The organism is Paenibacillus sp. W2I17, assembly GCF_030815985.1.
Classification (GTDB): domain Bacteria; phylum Bacillota; class Bacilli; order Paenibacillales; family Paenibacillaceae; genus Paenibacillus.
This window is the reverse complement of the sequence record NZ_JAUSXM010000001.1, coordinates 5022937-5037934: the sequence shown is the minus strand read 5'-3', so window position 1 is coordinate 5037934 and position 14998 is coordinate 5022937. Positions and strand designations below refer to the sequence as shown.

The 14998-nt window shown below is 46.5% G+C and carries 12 protein-coding genes; 5 read left to right on the top strand and 7 right to left on the bottom strand.

What is annotated here, in order from left to right:
- From QF041_RS22600 to QF041_RS22585, 4 genes are all read right to left on the bottom strand, one after another.
- Positions 1-822, bottom strand: a complete 822-nt coding sequence (locus QF041_RS22600) for an ABC transporter permease (RefSeq protein WP_036612869.1) — start codon at positions 820-822, stop codon at positions 1-3.
- Between the two features lie 319 nt (positions 823-1141).
- Positions 1142-2080 carry a nucleoside hydrolase gene (locus QF041_RS22595; RefSeq protein WP_307415757.1) on the bottom strand — a complete coding sequence of 313 codons (939 nt, stop codon included), beginning with the start codon at positions 2078-2080 and terminating at the stop codon, positions 1142-1144.
- A 267-nt stretch (positions 2081-2347) separates the two neighbouring features.
- Positions 2348-3418, bottom strand: coding sequence for an ABC transporter substrate-binding protein (locus QF041_RS22590; protein ID WP_307417035.1), 1071 nt, complete (start codon positions 3416-3418; stop codon positions 2348-2350).
- Between the two features lie 250 nt (positions 3419-3668).
- Entirely contained in the window at positions 3669-4013 is a 345-nt protein-coding gene (locus QF041_RS22585; protein ID WP_017691786.1) for a Na-translocating system protein MpsC family protein, read from the bottom strand.
- A 374-nt stretch (positions 4014-4387) separates the two neighbouring features.
- Here QF041_RS22585 and QF041_RS22580 point away from each other — a divergent pair, with 374 nt between their 5' ends.
- The 3 genes from QF041_RS22580 to QF041_RS22570 all read left to right on the top strand — a co-directional run bounded on the left by QF041_RS22580 (position 4388) and on the right by QF041_RS22570 (position 8504).
- The gene (locus QF041_RS22580) at positions 4388-5251 is read left to right on the top strand and encodes a hypothetical protein (RefSeq protein WP_307415756.1); all 864 of its coding nucleotides are present in this window, start codon (positions 4388-4390) and stop codon (positions 5249-5251) included.
- Between the two features lie 508 nt (positions 5252-5759).
- Positions 5760-6506, top strand: a complete 747-nt coding sequence (locus tag QF041_RS22575) for a DUF3105 domain-containing protein (protein WP_307415754.1) — start codon at positions 5760-5762, stop codon at positions 6504-6506.
- A 273-nt stretch (positions 6507-6779) separates the two neighbouring features.
- Complete coding sequence (locus QF041_RS22570) at positions 6780-8504, top strand: methyl-accepting chemotaxis protein (RefSeq protein ID WP_307415753.1); 1725 nt, start codon at positions 6780-6782, stop codon at positions 8502-8504.
- 344 nt (positions 8505-8848) lie between these two features.
- Here QF041_RS22570 and QF041_RS22565 read toward each other — a convergent pair whose 3' ends face one another.
- Both QF041_RS22565 and QF041_RS22560 read right to left on the bottom strand, forming a co-directional pair.
- Positions 8849-9802, bottom strand: coding sequence for a nucleoside hydrolase (locus QF041_RS22565; RefSeq protein WP_017691781.1), 954 nt, complete (start codon positions 9800-9802; stop codon positions 8849-8851).
- A gap of 269 nt (positions 9803-10071) precedes the next feature.
- Positions 10072-12303 (bottom strand): MMPL family transporter, encoded by a 2232-nt coding sequence (locus QF041_RS22560; RefSeq protein ID WP_307415752.1) that lies wholly within the window; start codon positions 12301-12303, stop codon positions 10072-10074.
- A gap of 178 nt (positions 12304-12481) precedes the next feature.
- Between QF041_RS22560 and QF041_RS22555 the strand changes: the two genes are divergently transcribed.
- Positions 12482-13108: a TetR/AcrR family transcriptional regulator gene (locus QF041_RS22555; protein WP_307415751.1), complete on the top strand. Its 627-nt coding sequence runs from the start codon at positions 12482-12484 to the stop codon at positions 13106-13108.
- Positions 13109-13266: 158 nt separating this feature from the next.
- On the opposite strand, the gene QF041_RS22550 is transcribed toward QF041_RS22555, so the two are convergent.
- Positions 13267-14064 carry an MORN repeat-containing protein gene (locus QF041_RS22550; RefSeq protein WP_307415750.1) on the bottom strand — a complete coding sequence of 266 codons (798 nt, stop codon included), beginning with the start codon at positions 14062-14064 and terminating at the stop codon, positions 13267-13269.
- A 328-nt stretch (positions 14065-14392) separates the two neighbouring features.
- On the opposite strand from QF041_RS22550, the gene QF041_RS22545 reads away from it, so the two are divergent.
- Positions 14393-14983 (top strand): GNAT family N-acetyltransferase, encoded by a 591-nt coding sequence (locus QF041_RS22545; RefSeq protein ID WP_307415749.1) that lies wholly within the window; start codon positions 14393-14395, stop codon positions 14981-14983.
- Positions 14984-14998 lie beyond the last annotated feature (15 nt).

Below are 14998 nucleotides of genomic sequence, written 5' to 3'. Positions count from 1 at the left end.
CTACCCCTTCGGATTTAAAGTTTTGGCCATTTTGTTCATGACACCGACCACGACAAATGTAATCACAATCATAATCGCGGCAACAACCGAGGCCAGATACCAGTCGTTGAGAGTCATGGCGTTCTGATACAGGAACGTAGCAATTACACGCTGCTTGCCTCCAAGGAGAGCAGGTGTGGTATACGCCGTGAGGCTTCCGACAAAGACAAGCACGGCTCCGATCACAAGTCCTGGCACAGCCAGTGGGAACACGACCCGGCGGAATGCCGTAATGCGTGATGCACCCAGACTTTGTGCTGCTTTGAGCAGGTCACCGTCAATGTTCTCAAGCACTCCCACCAGAGAGATAATCATCAGTGGCAGGAACAGGTGCGTCAGACCGATCATCATCGCTGCCGGTGTGTACAGAATATCCAGCGGCTTGTCCACGATGCCCAGGCCAACAAGGGTGTTGTTGATCAGCCCTTTGCGTCCAAGGATAATCATCCAGCTAAACGAGCGCACGACCGGGCTCGTCAGCAGTGGGAAGATCGCCAGTGCCAGCAAAATGCCTTTGCGACGCGGCGCTTTCTGCGAAATATAATAAGCTGTCGGGAATCCGAGCACCACACAGACGATGGTGGTGACCACGCTGACTTGCAGCGTCGTAAGCAATATTTTCAAAAAGTATGGGTCTCTGAAAAAATGCATGTATCCTTCAAACGTGAAGGAGTTTTCTTGGAAAAACGTCGACCCGATCGTCAGGACAATCGGAATGATCATAAATGCCGCCAAAAACACGAACCCCGGCAGCAATAGCCAGTAGATTACTGATTTCTTCATCGCGATACTCCTGACTTGTAAAATGGTTTTATTCACACGTTTCACTGGCACACATTTCAAAAATAAACGTCCATGTTTATCGCACCAGCCGTTCCGGTTACGAATCGTTCTTACGATCGCTGTTATCCTTGGATTTTCTTGATCTCCTTCTTAATAGAAGGAAAAATCCAAGGATAGCGTATGCTTCCGAAGCAGCTTTCTTTCAGAAAGCTTTTAGGCGAACGCTTCGCTTCTTCAGAATCGATTTCGTCCCCTACACTACCAGCTGAATACGTAAGGATTGATTTTAGACTGAACCCCAATGCCGTGAAGATCATAACTACGCGTTTAACGCGTTGATAAACAGTTCAAGGAAGCCTTCCGCATCTACGGTTTCGCAGACGAGGGTGTTGGGCGGCTCGCCCAAACGGTTTTGGAAGTCGCATACCATCTGACCATCGCACAGGCGGCTGGCGGTTTCGACATCGACGTAATACGATTTGCGTCCTACCAGTTCCGGGGCAAGGGCTACGCCCACGGCTAGTGGATCATGTAACGCGCAAGCGCGGACGCCGTTCATTTGTTCATATCGGTTGATATAAATCTCTGTGCTTTGAGCGACGTATGCACGTATTACAGGATCTGTGAGGCGCTCAATCGTTGCTTCATTCAGCAATGTTTGACGCGTCACATCCAGTCCGACTTGAGTAAGCTTCTCGATGCCTGCGTGCAGTACGATGCGAGCTGCTTCCGGATCAGCGTAGGTGTTGTATTCGGCAGTCGGTGTAATATTGCCATGTCCGCGAACAACACCACCCATGAAGATGACTTCCTTCAATAAAGAAGGCAGTTCAGGACACTTCATCAGCGCGAGGGCCAAGTTCGTTAATGGTGCGGTCATGATTAATGTCAGTTCGCCTGGATATCGCTTGGCTTGATCCACGATAAAGTCTGGCGCAAAACCTTCCTCGGCTTTCTTGGACACGGCCGGATCAGGCAGCGCACCGCCCAATCCATCCTGTCCATGTACCCGATGTTCGTAATGAGACTTGCGAGTGAGCGGACCAGCTGCTCCGGCAATGACCGGGATAGTCGGTGCACCCGCGAGTTCAAGAATTTTGCACGTATTCTCTGTTGCCTGCTGGAGTGATACGTTCCCACAGACTGTGGTGATGCCGAGGATGTCCAGCTTCCGGCTTTTGACCGCCAGCAAAATCGCCAGTGCATCGTCAATCCCCGTGTCCACGTCCAGAATGATGCGATTTTGCGCTTCACTCATCCGTTCTCAACTCCTATACGGTGATATGGTTGCTTGCTGCAAATGATAAGTTGAACTAAAGAATATTTACACTTACCACTCCGATGACAGAATAACCTTCCGATCGCTGTTATCCCCAGATTTTTTTGAATCCCTTCTTCAAGGGGAAAATCCGGGGATAAAGGCGAACGCTTCGCTTCTTCACGTTATTTCTGCCCTCTCCGTTCTCGTGTAAAAAGTTTAGTTAAACTATATAGATCAAAGATAACTATTTAGTCGGTTACTTGTTTATTGTGCAATCTCACGATTCCAGCGATCTGTCCAGCCTTTAACCTGTTGATTCACGAATTCCATATCCAGCTTGTTCAGCTTCTCAACAACTTCAGCGCCATATGTTACGCCTTCTGCTTCTTCAGCAGTCAGTTCAACCTTTGTGTTAACCGGGGAATCGACTTTAGCTTTGGCAGATTTCGCTTGTACATCCTGGCTAAGCTGCCAGTTGATGAACTCTTCAGCCAGCTCTTTGTTTTTGCTGCCTTTCACGACATTGATCGTGTTCATCACGGCATATGCACCTTCGCTAGGTGTAACAAACTTTGCATTAGGCACGGCTGCTTTCAGATCTTTGAAATACATTTCCATGATTGGTCCGCCTGCAATCTCTTCTTGGGAGAACATGTTCACGAATTCGGATGTTTGGCTGTAGAATTTCACCACATTCCCGCTTAGTTTTTTCAGTTCAGCAAATGCCGCATCTTCATTAAACGTATCGTTTCCAGCTACACGAGAAGCTGCATCCACAATCATTGGGCCTGCTGTTGCTGTAATATTCGGGATAGTCAGGTTACCTTCGAACGCCGGGTCCCACAGGTCACTCCATGAAGTCACTTCTTTGGATACGAGATCCGGGTTATAAGCGATACCGAGCTGTCCAACCGTGTAGGCCGGGCCATAATCTTCACCAAGTGGTGCTTTGGCAATATCATAAATTTCATTTACATTTGGAATTTTGGAACGATCGATTTTCTCGAACAGACCTTCATCAATACCTTGTTGTGCATAATAATCAGACAGGTAGATGACATCGACATTTGATGTACCTTGACGAATTTTATTCAGACGTTCAGCGTTATTGCCGACTTCGAGCACGATGTCTACATTATGTTCTTTTTCAAAGGGACCAAATACTTCTTCATTAAAGAAATCTTCGGAGAAGCCCCAAGTGGAGATCACCAGTTTGTTCGCTGCGGTCCCCCCACTGCCTGATCCGCCTGTTGCATCATCCGTGCTGCTGCCACAACCTGCAAGTAATACTGATGTCATTGCCACTGCTGCCAAACCGCTAATCCACTTTTTCATCATGATCCTTATTCCCCCTGATATGTGTGATGTGTATGAAAAAACAAAAAGAAAAGTGCTCTTGTATAAACAAGAACACTTTTCTTCGTAAACAAAGGAAAGCGACACCCGCTGCCGGTACATCATCGGTTTCTGCTTCAGAATCAATCCAAAGACAGACGCCATCATATGAAATTGTACGGAACCTGATCATGAATCCGGGCCATAACCTCCGTATACATCAACAAGAATCAATCCTGCCGATCCATCCTTAGGCTTGTTCCAGAATCACATTTGTGATTGCCCACTGAGTGGACGCATCATAATCCCGCAATATAGCTTCAATTGGCAAACCCATGTGTTGCTCGAGCTTCTCCCGGAATTTCTTCTTATATAAGACAGACATGCGGAAGTCCACTTCCAGCTTTAAGCCGGGGGCCTCCCCTTCCAGGGCGTCAGAGCGCGGTGAACGTCGGTGCTTCGCGTAGAAGGTCACAATATTCTGGTCAATGGTCACTCTCAGGAGAGTGGTGCCAAATCCGAACAGTTCCTTCGAAATTTCGTTATAATACTGGCACATCTTCTTCTTGCTCTCATTGCTGTCCAGTAGTTCCATGAACTCACCCACATCTCTTACTACCGTACATTCGACGTGTTAACACGATTGATTATACATAAATATACGATTATAGGCAACCCAAAAGATATAGTTAACATGATAATAACACATAAAAGCGAACGATAAGACATTAACCGCCGAAAACAATTCGGCTTATACCACAGTGAATTTACATTAATATACCTGCATGTCATTCCTATACTATTGTTGCTTCTACGCTCCGTTTTCATACACAGGATTCGAGGCTTTGTTTCTACTTTCCCTAAATGGGTACTAATTCCTGCGAAACATAGACAAACTTCGTCATTAACCGTTAAAATGAGACACAATGTTGACATGTTTTTATTTTCTAGAAATTGGAGGCTTATACCATGAAATGTCCAGTATGTAATCATGAAAATGGAGATGCCCATTTTTGCGAGAGGTGCGGCTCTAATCTAACGCAAACAACCTCATCACCAACTCCTGTACCGAACCCGGAATCTGCTGCTTCTGAACCCGAATATACCCGTTGGTCCAGCACGCAGGCTACCTCTTCCGAGGCATCCGTTCCATCCAACACACCATCCGTCTCCATCCACAAGGAACAGGCGAGAGAATCAACAGGTACCAATGACCATGCTTCTGCAGGAGACAATAGCTCCAATCAGTGGAATAATATTGTGCAGAATGAGAAAGTTCAGCAAGCCAAAGAAGTAAGCAAACAGTATCTATCCTATTTCCTCAGTGTATTGGCCCGTCCTTATCAGACGATGAAAACCGTTGGTGACCAGCATTCACTAAACGGATGGCTAACGATGGCGCTGATTGCAGTTCTATCTTCTACATACTTCTTAATTACCTTTAGTCGCATAGGCATGGACGGCTTGTTCATTGGTGGATTTTTAAGACCACTGTTGTTCACCGTCATTATCCTGATTGCCTCTATTGCACTGATGTACGCTATTCTGAAGATTGAAAAAATAACCCTTCCGTCCCAAAACACTGGTTGCCCAGTTTGGTACATTGCTTGTTCCTGCTGTCGTATCCCTTGTTCTGGCGAATCTGTTTATTATCATCTCGTATTCCATCGCGATCTCATTGCTTGCTGTCTCGTTTATCATTATCTTTGTTGCTCTGAACTCGGTGCTGTTCCAGTATCCACTGAATCGTACCAAAGCAGCCATCGACAGCATGTACAGCGTGCTGATCGCCAATGTGGTCGTGTTCTTTATCGTGTATCGATTGTTGGGTGAGATTATCATTGGACTGATTGGCATGATGCTTTCACCGTTTGGTCGTCTGTGAATTATATAAGTTGAACTAAAGATTATTTACACTTGTTACTTCGATGACAGAACAACCTTCCGATCGCTGTTATCTCCAGATTTTTTTAATTCACTTTTTGCAAAGTGAAAATCTGGCGATAAAGGCGAACGCTCCGCTTCTTCAGGTTCTTTCTGTCCTCTACGTTTTCGTGTAAATGATTATTCCAATAGATATAAATTTTCCTGACTCTTTTGATTTATATTAAGGCGCTCCCTGCTCACTCGGGGAACGTCTTTTTTGGTTTTCTAAGGCAGCATTGCGCCGAGCATGTTTCATACACTATAATGTGTAGTGCAACAGGTATGTTCTTATTTACGTAACAAACACGGAACAAGCAACTCACGTTACGTAATGAGTGGATTCACCATTGCCACTAACACTACACTATGTAGTGTATTAATCACTCATTTTACAAAGAAAGCAGAGGAACTCTCTATGGACATGACTCATATGAATCATATGCAAATGGAGCACGAGGCAGGTACATCCTACCTGTGGCTCATCGTAGGTGTAATCGTATTGCTGTTCTCCATCGCCGCCTATATCTGGGCATCACGCACACAGGGCAAAATCCTGGGCCACATGAAAAAGAAAGAACGGGCGGACATCCAGAAAAAAAGTCGATCCCTTCGGCTGGCTGCACATGTAATGATAGCTGTGTCGATAATTATGTTTGGCCTGTTCTTCATGCAAGGAGCAGGTAAAACATATAATGTAGCCGATCTGGCATCCAACGCGACCATCGATGTTACAGACGATAAATATTATGGGGCTGACCATACGGAGGGCCCTATCCAGTATGAGATGACAATTCCAACATCGGGGCCGCATAATCCGCATGATATCAAGTTTGGATTTTACACCGACTTCCCGGGCTACAATTACCTGGTACACAATCTGGAGCACGGGGATATCATCATCTATTATCGTGAGAACGCAAGTGAGGATTTGAAGGAACATCTGAAATACCTCGCTAAATTCCGCAAAGCCGGAGCCGGTATACTGGCTGTACCCAACAAGGATATTCCCGAAGGCAGTGAAGTCGTGGTGACCGCATGGACCAAAACAATGAAGCTCGACCAATTCGACGATGCCAAGGTAGGTACTTTTATCAATAAATATATTAATCAGGGACCTGAAAAGATTCCTGCCTCTGTTCGCCAGGGCGGCGGAACGATGTAATGACTTAATCACTCAGTCATATGAAGCCCCTCTAAGTAGTAACAATGAGGTGTGTCCCAATGATGGGCATGGTCAATATAGGATTGAAACGAAACTAGCTCCCGGATCAAATTGACTCGGGGGCTAATTCTTTATGGACCGGATGCCGATATTTCAAGTAGAAAACTGTATATTTGATATACAATACATACGAACCAAAGAAGAACGACAAGTACCAAGTAAAGGGACAAAAAGACGATTGATTTAACAGATCAAGGGGGAACACTTTTACCAATGAACAGTTTGTTTATGAGGATCTTTTTATTTTTTTCCTGTCTGATGCTGGCCGCGGGTGCGGTTCTTGGCATTACCATGTACCGTTCATCAGCCCAACTGGTCGAGCAATCCATGGGGATGCAGGCACAGGCTGTGGGTGAACGGGCAGCTGCATTAATTGACACCTCTCTGTATGCACCACTCAGTACCGGACAGGACGAGACAGCGTATTACGGCATATTGCGTGAGCAGCTTAGTCAGCTGCGCGAGGCCAATGGACTCAAGTATCTGTACACCCTTGGTACACGCGAAGAAAATGGAACAGATACATATTTCTACGTTGTAGATGGGGCTGCTGCGGATGTGGCAGAGGATGATTTCTCCTCTTACGGTTCCGCAGAAGAGACCCATTATGAAGGAATGCTGCAAGCTTTTGAACAGAATGAGCCTATTCGGGGCGAACTCACACAGGATGAATATGGCGCTACCATTACAGCATATGTGCCGATCCATGGGGCTGACGGGAAAGTACTTGGATTGGTCGGTGCGGATCTTGATTCCACTGCGGTCTATGAACTGATGTCCCGCAACCGTATGACCATGATCTGGACAGCCTTGGCTATTGTTCTGCTGAGTGTCTTGCTGGTGTATGGATTCGCCCATTACTTGACCCGACCATTGGTGAAGTTGAAGAAGTTAATCACCCAGGTAGGAAAAGGCGATCTGACCGTCAACGTTGAACTTAGTCGCAAGGACGAGGTTGGACAGCTCGCTTCCGAGTTCAAACATCTGGTTACAGGTACCCGTGATGTCATGACGGGCATCCGTCAAAGCTCCGACTCTCTGCTACAAGCTGCAGAAGGAGTATCGAAACATTCACAGGCGACTGCTGAAGCCAGCCAGCGCATTGCCGAGCATACCAATCATACGGCCAGTGGAGCTGCTGAACAGGTGGCTCGTGCTGGCGAAGTTACGGTAGCCATGGAAGAGATCACACGCAGCATGCAGCACATTGCGAATTCTTCTTCTATGGTCGCGGATGTATCACAGGAAACGACCAATAACGCGGTGCAAGGTCAAGCCAACATCAACACGGCGATTGACAGCATGGACAAAATTCATCAAGCAAATGTGCAGATGGTGGCCTCCACCTCTCAGCTGGAGCAGTACTCAGGTAAAATTGAGTCGGTAGCACATCTGATGAAAGGCATCGCTTCACAGACCAATCTGCTCGCACTTAATGCAAGTATTGAAGCGGCTCGTGCAGGAGAGTATGGCAGCGGGTTTGCCGTGGTTGCCTCAGAGGTTCGCAAGCTTGCGGGGGAATCAGAGCAATCTTCCCAGCATGTAACCGAACTGATCGCCGAGATGACACGCCAGACTGCCCTGTTGTCAGAACATATGTCTGCCAGCACATCAGCAGTCCAATCCGGTCTCGCTGTTGTTCAGGAGGCAGGCCGTTCATTCACATCCATTCATACCGGGATTGAGACGATGAATGAACGTCTGCACGAAGTATCCGCAGCATCTGAGCAGCTGTCTGCCAGTGCAGAAGAAGTGTCCGCTTCTGTGGAGGATATGGAACATATCTCACGCGAATCCTCTTCAAGTATCCAGAAGGTATCGCACGCTACCGGAAGCCAACTGCAATCCATGGATGAGATGAGTGCATCTGCCGAATCTCTGCGGGTATTGTCCAGTGAGCTGAACGGATTGATTAGTCGATTTAAAATATGCGGGTAGCTAGATTACTATATAGATCGGCTATATAGATTGAACTAAAGAATATTCACACATGCCACTTCGATGACAGAACAACCTTCCGATCGCTGTTATCCCCAGATTTTTTGATTCAATTTTACAATGGTGAAAATCTGAGGATAAAGGCGAACGCTCCGCTTCTCCAGCTTTTTTCTGTCCTCTACGTTCTCGTGTAAAATGATTAGTAAAATTTATATAGATCAGCCCAAAACAAATAGCCGCACGGCAGGGAGGGGATCATGGGGTTCAACCCCATACCCAGACCACTGCCTGCGGCTTTATTTTTGTTGTACCTTGAATGTTGGCAAGCCCTCAGGCTGCCTGAATTAGTAGCGCTGCGGAGCAGCTTTTTTACCCAAATCCGTCATGTACGTAAAGAACGCTTCCGGATCGGTATCATACACCAGTTGTACTGGACGTCCGTCTGCTTGCTCCACCGTGCGGCCCTGGCTAGGACCATCCGGGATGACAATACAGTTTACGGTTTTCTTCTTCACGATGTCCTCGCGTCCAACGGAAGCCGTTGTCAGCACATCCCACAGATAGTATGTGGAATTTGTCTCACTGTACACCAGTGGCGGACAACCTGCGTAACAGTTACCCAGGAAATCAACGCCTTCGAAGCGACGCTCTGCTGCCCAGCGGTTACGAACGGCTGGAGTCAGAGGTACTTTGTTGGTGCTTTCCAGTGCAACCAGATCGATCTGGATGCCACTCTGCCACACACGGTAAGCCGCTTCCGGGTCCCAGAATACGTTCCACTCTGCTGTGCCATCATGCTCAGGCTCTTCTACGTTACCACGCTCGAATGTACCACCCATCCATACCAGCTTGTCGATTTTCTCTTCAATGTCTGGTGCTTCGTCCAGTGCACGCGCAAGGTCAGTCAGTGGGCCTGTGAACAGGAGCAACGTTTTGCCTTCGGTATTGCGCACTTTCTCGATTAGATGCTGGTGTGCCGGAACGGCAGAGAGTGGTGCTTCCATTTTGCCGGATTCATTCAGTACAGGAAGTGCATCTACATAGAAGGAATGCAGTCTCCACGCCGCAGGAAATGGATTTTTCCCTCTGGAGTTGGATTTGGATACCTCTACGGAATATGTACCGAAACGATCGATAATTTTACGGCTGGCATCTGTTGCTGGCTCCAGATATCCGTCTGCCGGAATAACCGATACGCCGGTTACATGTACATTGTCCATTTGCAGAAGCATGAACAGCGATACGAGGTCATCCACGCCGCCGTCATGGTTAAAATACACATTAAGTTGGTTCGTCATGCTTGCTTTCATCCTTCCCCTGGTTGTCCCATTGATGTTGATCATCCGTCTGCCCAAGGCCGACGCTCTCTCTATTATGTCCCATAACCCTTGGCTACGTAAACCTTCCCCATGCAAAGAAAACAAGGATCACGCCTCATCCTGCGGATATTTTACAGTTCCACCATTCCATCTCAGGAGGACAACTGGTAGAGGCCAATATCGTTCAGAAAATAAAAAAATGGACAGCAGGCTTGAAGCCCTGCCATCCATCTCACCCAATCCATGCATTACATGGACTGGTTTTGTTTCTCCTCATCCTTCTCTGCAATCGGCACATACTTGCCTGGCCAGAAGGCCCATTTGCCCAGCAATACGGTGATAGCTGGTACCATGAACGGACGAACCAGGAAAGTATCCAACATCACACCAACGGCTGTGATAATACCAAACTGCACCAAAACCTGAATTGGTAATGTAGCAAGTACCGCAAATGTTCCTGCCAAGATCAGACCTGCAGATGTAATAACCGAACTTGTCTCGCCAACACCTTCTCTAATTGCTTGACGAAGTGGCATCGTTTTGCGTTTCTGCCAGATGCTAGAGATCATGAAGATGTTGTAGTCTTCACCCAGTGCCACGAGGAATACGAAGGAATACAGCGGAATCGCTCCCTGAATGGCATCTGCGCCAAGTCCGTAGTGAATGATGATCCAACCCAGACCCAGTGCAGAGAAATACGACAGAACAACCGTTGCAATCAGATACGCCGTAGCTACAACTGAACGCAGATATAATAGTAATAACAAGGTAATCATGCCGATGACCACTGGAATAATGATCTTGGCATCCCGTTCTCCGGTTACTTCAATGTCATACTGTTCAGCCGTCTGACCATCGATCCAGACCTGACTGTCCACATTAGCTACACCAGCATCTTGAAGCGCCTGTTCGGCAGTAGCCCGCAGATCCGGGATATGCTGCATTGCTTCCATGGAATATGGATTCAGATTGAATTCCACGTCAAAGGCGGTAATGTTGGCATTCTCGGCACCCTGCTGAGCATCGCCTACTTTGCTAATGTAATCCAGCGATTCGAGACGCTGCCTCAGATCAGTTTCTTTGCCTTCGGCATCAACGATCACTTTCACTGGAGCCAGCTCACCTTGGGAGAATTGTTCGCCGATGACGGTGAAACCTTCGCGGGAAGGCACATCCTCCGGGAAGGAAGACAATAGATCATACGTGAATTTAACCTGAGTAGAGAATGCCGCCAGTCCTCCCAGCAATACCAACGTAATTGCAAGAACGGTCCATGGCTTTGTTACTACAACACGGCCAATCCAGCTTTCCTTCACTTTGCGCGGGGCAGGAACCGGTTTGCCTTTTTTCTTCGCACGCTCCACTTCCATCTCATGTGTACGTGGTACGAACGGATAGAATGAACCCCGACCGAAGATCGCCAGAAGCGCCGGAACCAGTGTCAGACTTGCAATAAACATGATAAAGATGGACAGACTGAATGGTACGGCAAAGCGATGATATGCACCATATTCAGCCAGCAACAACACGAGTAGTGCTGCAACGACCGTGAATCCACTCATGGCAATAGCGCCGGAAGATCCGGTAATTGCCTGGAAAATGGCTTTCTTTTTGTCCGGCTCATGATAGAGAATTTGGCGGTATCTGGAGATCATAAACAGACAGTAATCCGTTCCTGCTCCAAATAACAACACGGTCATGATTGAGATCGACTGTGCGTCTACCGTAATCCAGCCCTTATCCGCCATGAATCCCAGAATCGGGCTTGTCACCATATACGCGAAACCAACGGCAATGATCGGAATAATTGCCAGTACAGGCGAGCGGTAGATCAACAGCAACAGTACTAATACCAGTACAACCGTAGCGATCAGCAAGGATACATCGGCGGAGGAGAATAGCCCGCTCGCATCAATGGATATCCCTACTGGCCCTGTCACACGGGCAATCAGTGTATTTGTATCATCTATGGCTACATCGAACGGATTTGCCCCGAAGATGTCTTGTGTTTTTTGCTCAAGTGCTTCAATAGCTTCCTTCAATTGTTCTGAATCGGCACCTTCATTGAAGAAAAGTGGCATAACCAAAGTACTTCCGTCTTCCGAAAGCTGGCCTTTCAATGCCTGTGGTGGTAATTGATAGAGTGGCACAACGGACTGTTGTTGTTCTACCGGATCTTGATCCAGTCGCTCCGTTAATGCCTGAATGTTCTGAATCTGCTCATCCGTCAGACCGCCGGCTTGACGCCATACGATTAGCGCGGGCAATCCTTCACCGCCAGGGAATTCCTTCTCGGCAAGTGCAGCTGCCTGAACCGATGGTTTGGATTCACTCAGATCCTGTGCGTTATTGGTTTCACGATCACCTACAGCAGGCCATACCATGCCAAGCACAACGGCGATAATGATCCATACCAACAGCGTAATCCATTTGCTTCGTTTGCCGGCAACCCAGCGGCCGTAACCCGAACCTTCCTGCATTGTCTCTTCATCTCCCTATTCTGTTTCTATGAAGCCCTAATATATATGATGGTGTAGTAATGAACCACGGGTCATAGTATAATCGAGTTAATTATATATACCGGAAGGTTAATTTTGCAATGCCTAATTTTGTGAACACTTCTAACAAGCAATTAAATACGTAAAGAGGTATGTACTTATGAGCAAAAAAACAAACATTCCCCGTTCACCGGGTAGACCCAAAGCAGGTGTGGATCAAGCATCTGTGCAATCCAACATATTGATGACCGCTTCACGTCTATTTATGGAATACGGGTATGAACCCGTCTCTCTCCAGCAGATCGCTTCGTTATGTAATGTGACCAAAGCATCAATCTATTATCATTTCACCAGCAAAGCCGATCTGTTCACCGTTGCCATTACCCGCATGATGGCGATGGGCATGCAGCAGACTTCGCTTCGTCTGGATGAACCCGGTCTATTGCAAGAACGTCTGGTTAAGGTTGCTGAAGCCAAGATGCAGCACTCCCATATTGAAACGGAGACCATGATGCGAGAAGCCGAGAAACATCTGGACCCGGAGCAACTCGCTCAGATTCGGGAAGCAGAGGTTCGCATATTTGAAGTACTAGCCACCCATTTTCAGAAGGAGATGGACAATGGTTATTTGCGGGTCGGGAACCCCATGCTGCTTGCCCATGCGTTTACGTCACTGCTCATGCTCGCGAACCGCGAAGATGTACGCAACATGAATGGCGGCAGCATTGAGGAACTCGCGCAGGAACTAGTGGCGCTATTTCTGGATGGAGCGGTTAAGCGGAACTAAAATATATAGCTGTATCTCAAAAGCAGTTATGCCAAAAAAACCATCGGACCGATGCAATGAACACACCTACCGATGGTTTATTTGTTGAAATCTAATCATGATTATAGGACTCTGCTCCTGAAAATTTTGAATTGATTCTGTAATTACTTACCTGTTACTTAGTCAACAGTGATATAAATAGATATATTAGGGCCATCACTACTATTCTCCGTATAGAATTTACCTTCACCCGTTGGTCTTCCGTTTTTAAACATGCCCACATAGACTAACTTACCGTTCAAGTACCCTTTACCTTTGCCGGTAATGGCTCCATTTTTAGCCTGCCCATCATAGATGATTACACCATCTTCGTACAATTTAATTTTGCCAGAATACGTGGGTACTCCTTTATCAAATGCACCAACATAGGCAATTTCTCCATATTGATATGCTTTTCCTTGTCCCTGTGGCAACCCATTCTTAAATGTGCCCTGATAGAAAATCTCACCATTAACTGTATACCATTTACCTTGACCATGAAACGAACCATTCAAAAAATCACCCTTATATTTAACCGTTCCATCTGGATAATATTCGGTACCCTTACCTGAAGGAAGCCATGTTTCCTTATCCACCTTACCAACATAATTAAACTTTCCATTTGGGTAATAAGTCTTTCCCTGTCCATTAGAAATATCCGAGTACAGCTTTCCATCTGCGTTATACCTTTTTCCTTCATGAGGCATTCCCGCTACAAACTTACCTTCAAAGCTCTTCTTCCCATTTGGAAAGTAGGATATTCCTTTACCATTAGGAACACCATTTTTGACTTCTCCCACATATCTGTGTTTCTCACCAGAAAGAGTAATATAGATTTCTTTTTTCGCTGCTAAGACCTGTCCAGGTGAAGTAAACAGCGGTGTAGCCAAAATTAAAAAAACAGTAAACCACTTCAAATAATTCTCTAACTTTCGCATTTCGTTAAATCCCCATTTCTATTATATAAAATCTATCGGCCTGCTAAGGTAAACTGATACGTCTCTTTAAGACTATGAATGTCTGGTTTACTACAACGCAGCTATGTATACAGTACAGCAAATCAAAATATGTAATTCGAGCAGAGTAATACGAATCTCAAAAATAAGTTTCTCTTCGACTTAGCAAGCACGACAATACTTATATCGACCATTATAGCTACAAGCATGAGAAAATATGGTAAAGTGTTGTTAATTATCTATTTCCCGTTGATTAATACGATACATGACATGAATAATACTAGCCTGGAACCTATAGGAGGAAATAACCATGTCACATTCAAAACCATCCCCACGTATCCCACGTCTGCTAGAAACGTCGCGCATATACCTGCGCCCTTTCGAGATTACAGATGTGGATGCTTATTTCCCTGGCCTGTTTGACGCCGAGATGCGCAGGCTGACGGGAACACAGAACAGTTTCACACGCGCTCAGGTTGAACGTTATGTTGAGAGCGCTGCACAAGATGACACCAGACTCATGCTACTTATTGCTTTACAGGAAAATGACCAGATCATCGGAGATGTCGTCCTGATGGACATGCATGCCAAGAATCGCAGTGCACATATTCGGGTTGCCATCGATCAGGCCGAGCATCAAGGAAAAGGCTACGGTAGCGAGGCGTTGCTACTTATGCTGGACTACGGCTTCGGCATCTGTAACTTGCATCGAATCGAGCTTGAGGTGTACGCCTTCAACGAGCGAGCCATTCGCACGTATGAGAAGCTTGGATTCCAGCGCGAGGGTGTGAAGCGGGATGTCTTGTTCTACAATCATCAATATCATGATGCGATTCAGATGAGCATGCTGGAGGATGAGTTCAGACAACGTCATATGAAAGATCAAGCAGGGAATGTTTGATTTTTCGATCAGTCA

Excerpts from the sequence above, each read along its gene's own strand:
- QF041_RS22600 (WP_036612869.1), bottom strand. The coding sequence starts at position 822 with ATGAAGAAATCAGTAATCTACTGGCTATTGCTGCCGGGGTTCGTGTTT.
- QF041_RS22595 (WP_307415757.1), bottom strand. The coding sequence starts at position 2,080 with ATGAGTGAAGCGCAAAATCGCATCATTCTGGACGTGGACACGGGGATT.
- QF041_RS22590 (WP_307417035.1), bottom strand. The coding sequence starts at position 3,418 with ATGAAAAAGTGGATTAGCGGTTTGGCAGCAGTGGCAATGACATCAGTA.
- QF041_RS22585 (WP_017691786.1), bottom strand. The coding sequence starts at position 4,013 with ATGGAACTACTGGACAGCAATGAGAGCAAGAAGAAGATGTGCCAGTAT.
- QF041_RS22580 (WP_307415756.1), top strand. The coding sequence starts at position 4,388 with ATGAAATGTCCAGTATGTAATCATGAAAATGGAGATGCCCATTTTTGC.
- QF041_RS22575 (WP_307415754.1), top strand. The coding sequence starts at position 5,760 with ATGGACATGACTCATATGAATCATATGCAAATGGAGCACGAGGCAGGT.
- QF041_RS22570 (WP_307415753.1), top strand. The coding sequence starts at position 6,780 with ATGAACAGTTTGTTTATGAGGATCTTTTTATTTTTTTCCTGTCTGATG.
- QF041_RS22565 (WP_017691781.1), bottom strand. The coding sequence starts at position 9,802 with ATGACGAACCAACTTAATGTGTATTTTAACCATGACGGCGGCGTGGAT.
- QF041_RS22560 (WP_307415752.1), bottom strand. The coding sequence starts at position 12,303 with ATGCAGGAAGGTTCGGGTTACGGCCGCTGGGTTGCCGGCAAACGAAGC.
- QF041_RS22555 (WP_307415751.1), top strand. The coding sequence starts at position 12,482 with ATGAGCAAAAAAACAAACATTCCCCGTTCACCGGGTAGACCCAAAGCA.
- QF041_RS22550 (WP_307415750.1), bottom strand. The coding sequence starts at position 14,064 with ATGCGAAAGTTAGAGAATTATTTGAAGTGGTTTACTGTTTTTTTAATT.
- QF041_RS22545 (WP_307415749.1), top strand. The coding sequence starts at position 14,393 with ATGTCACATTCAAAACCATCCCCACGTATCCCACGTCTGCTAGAAACG.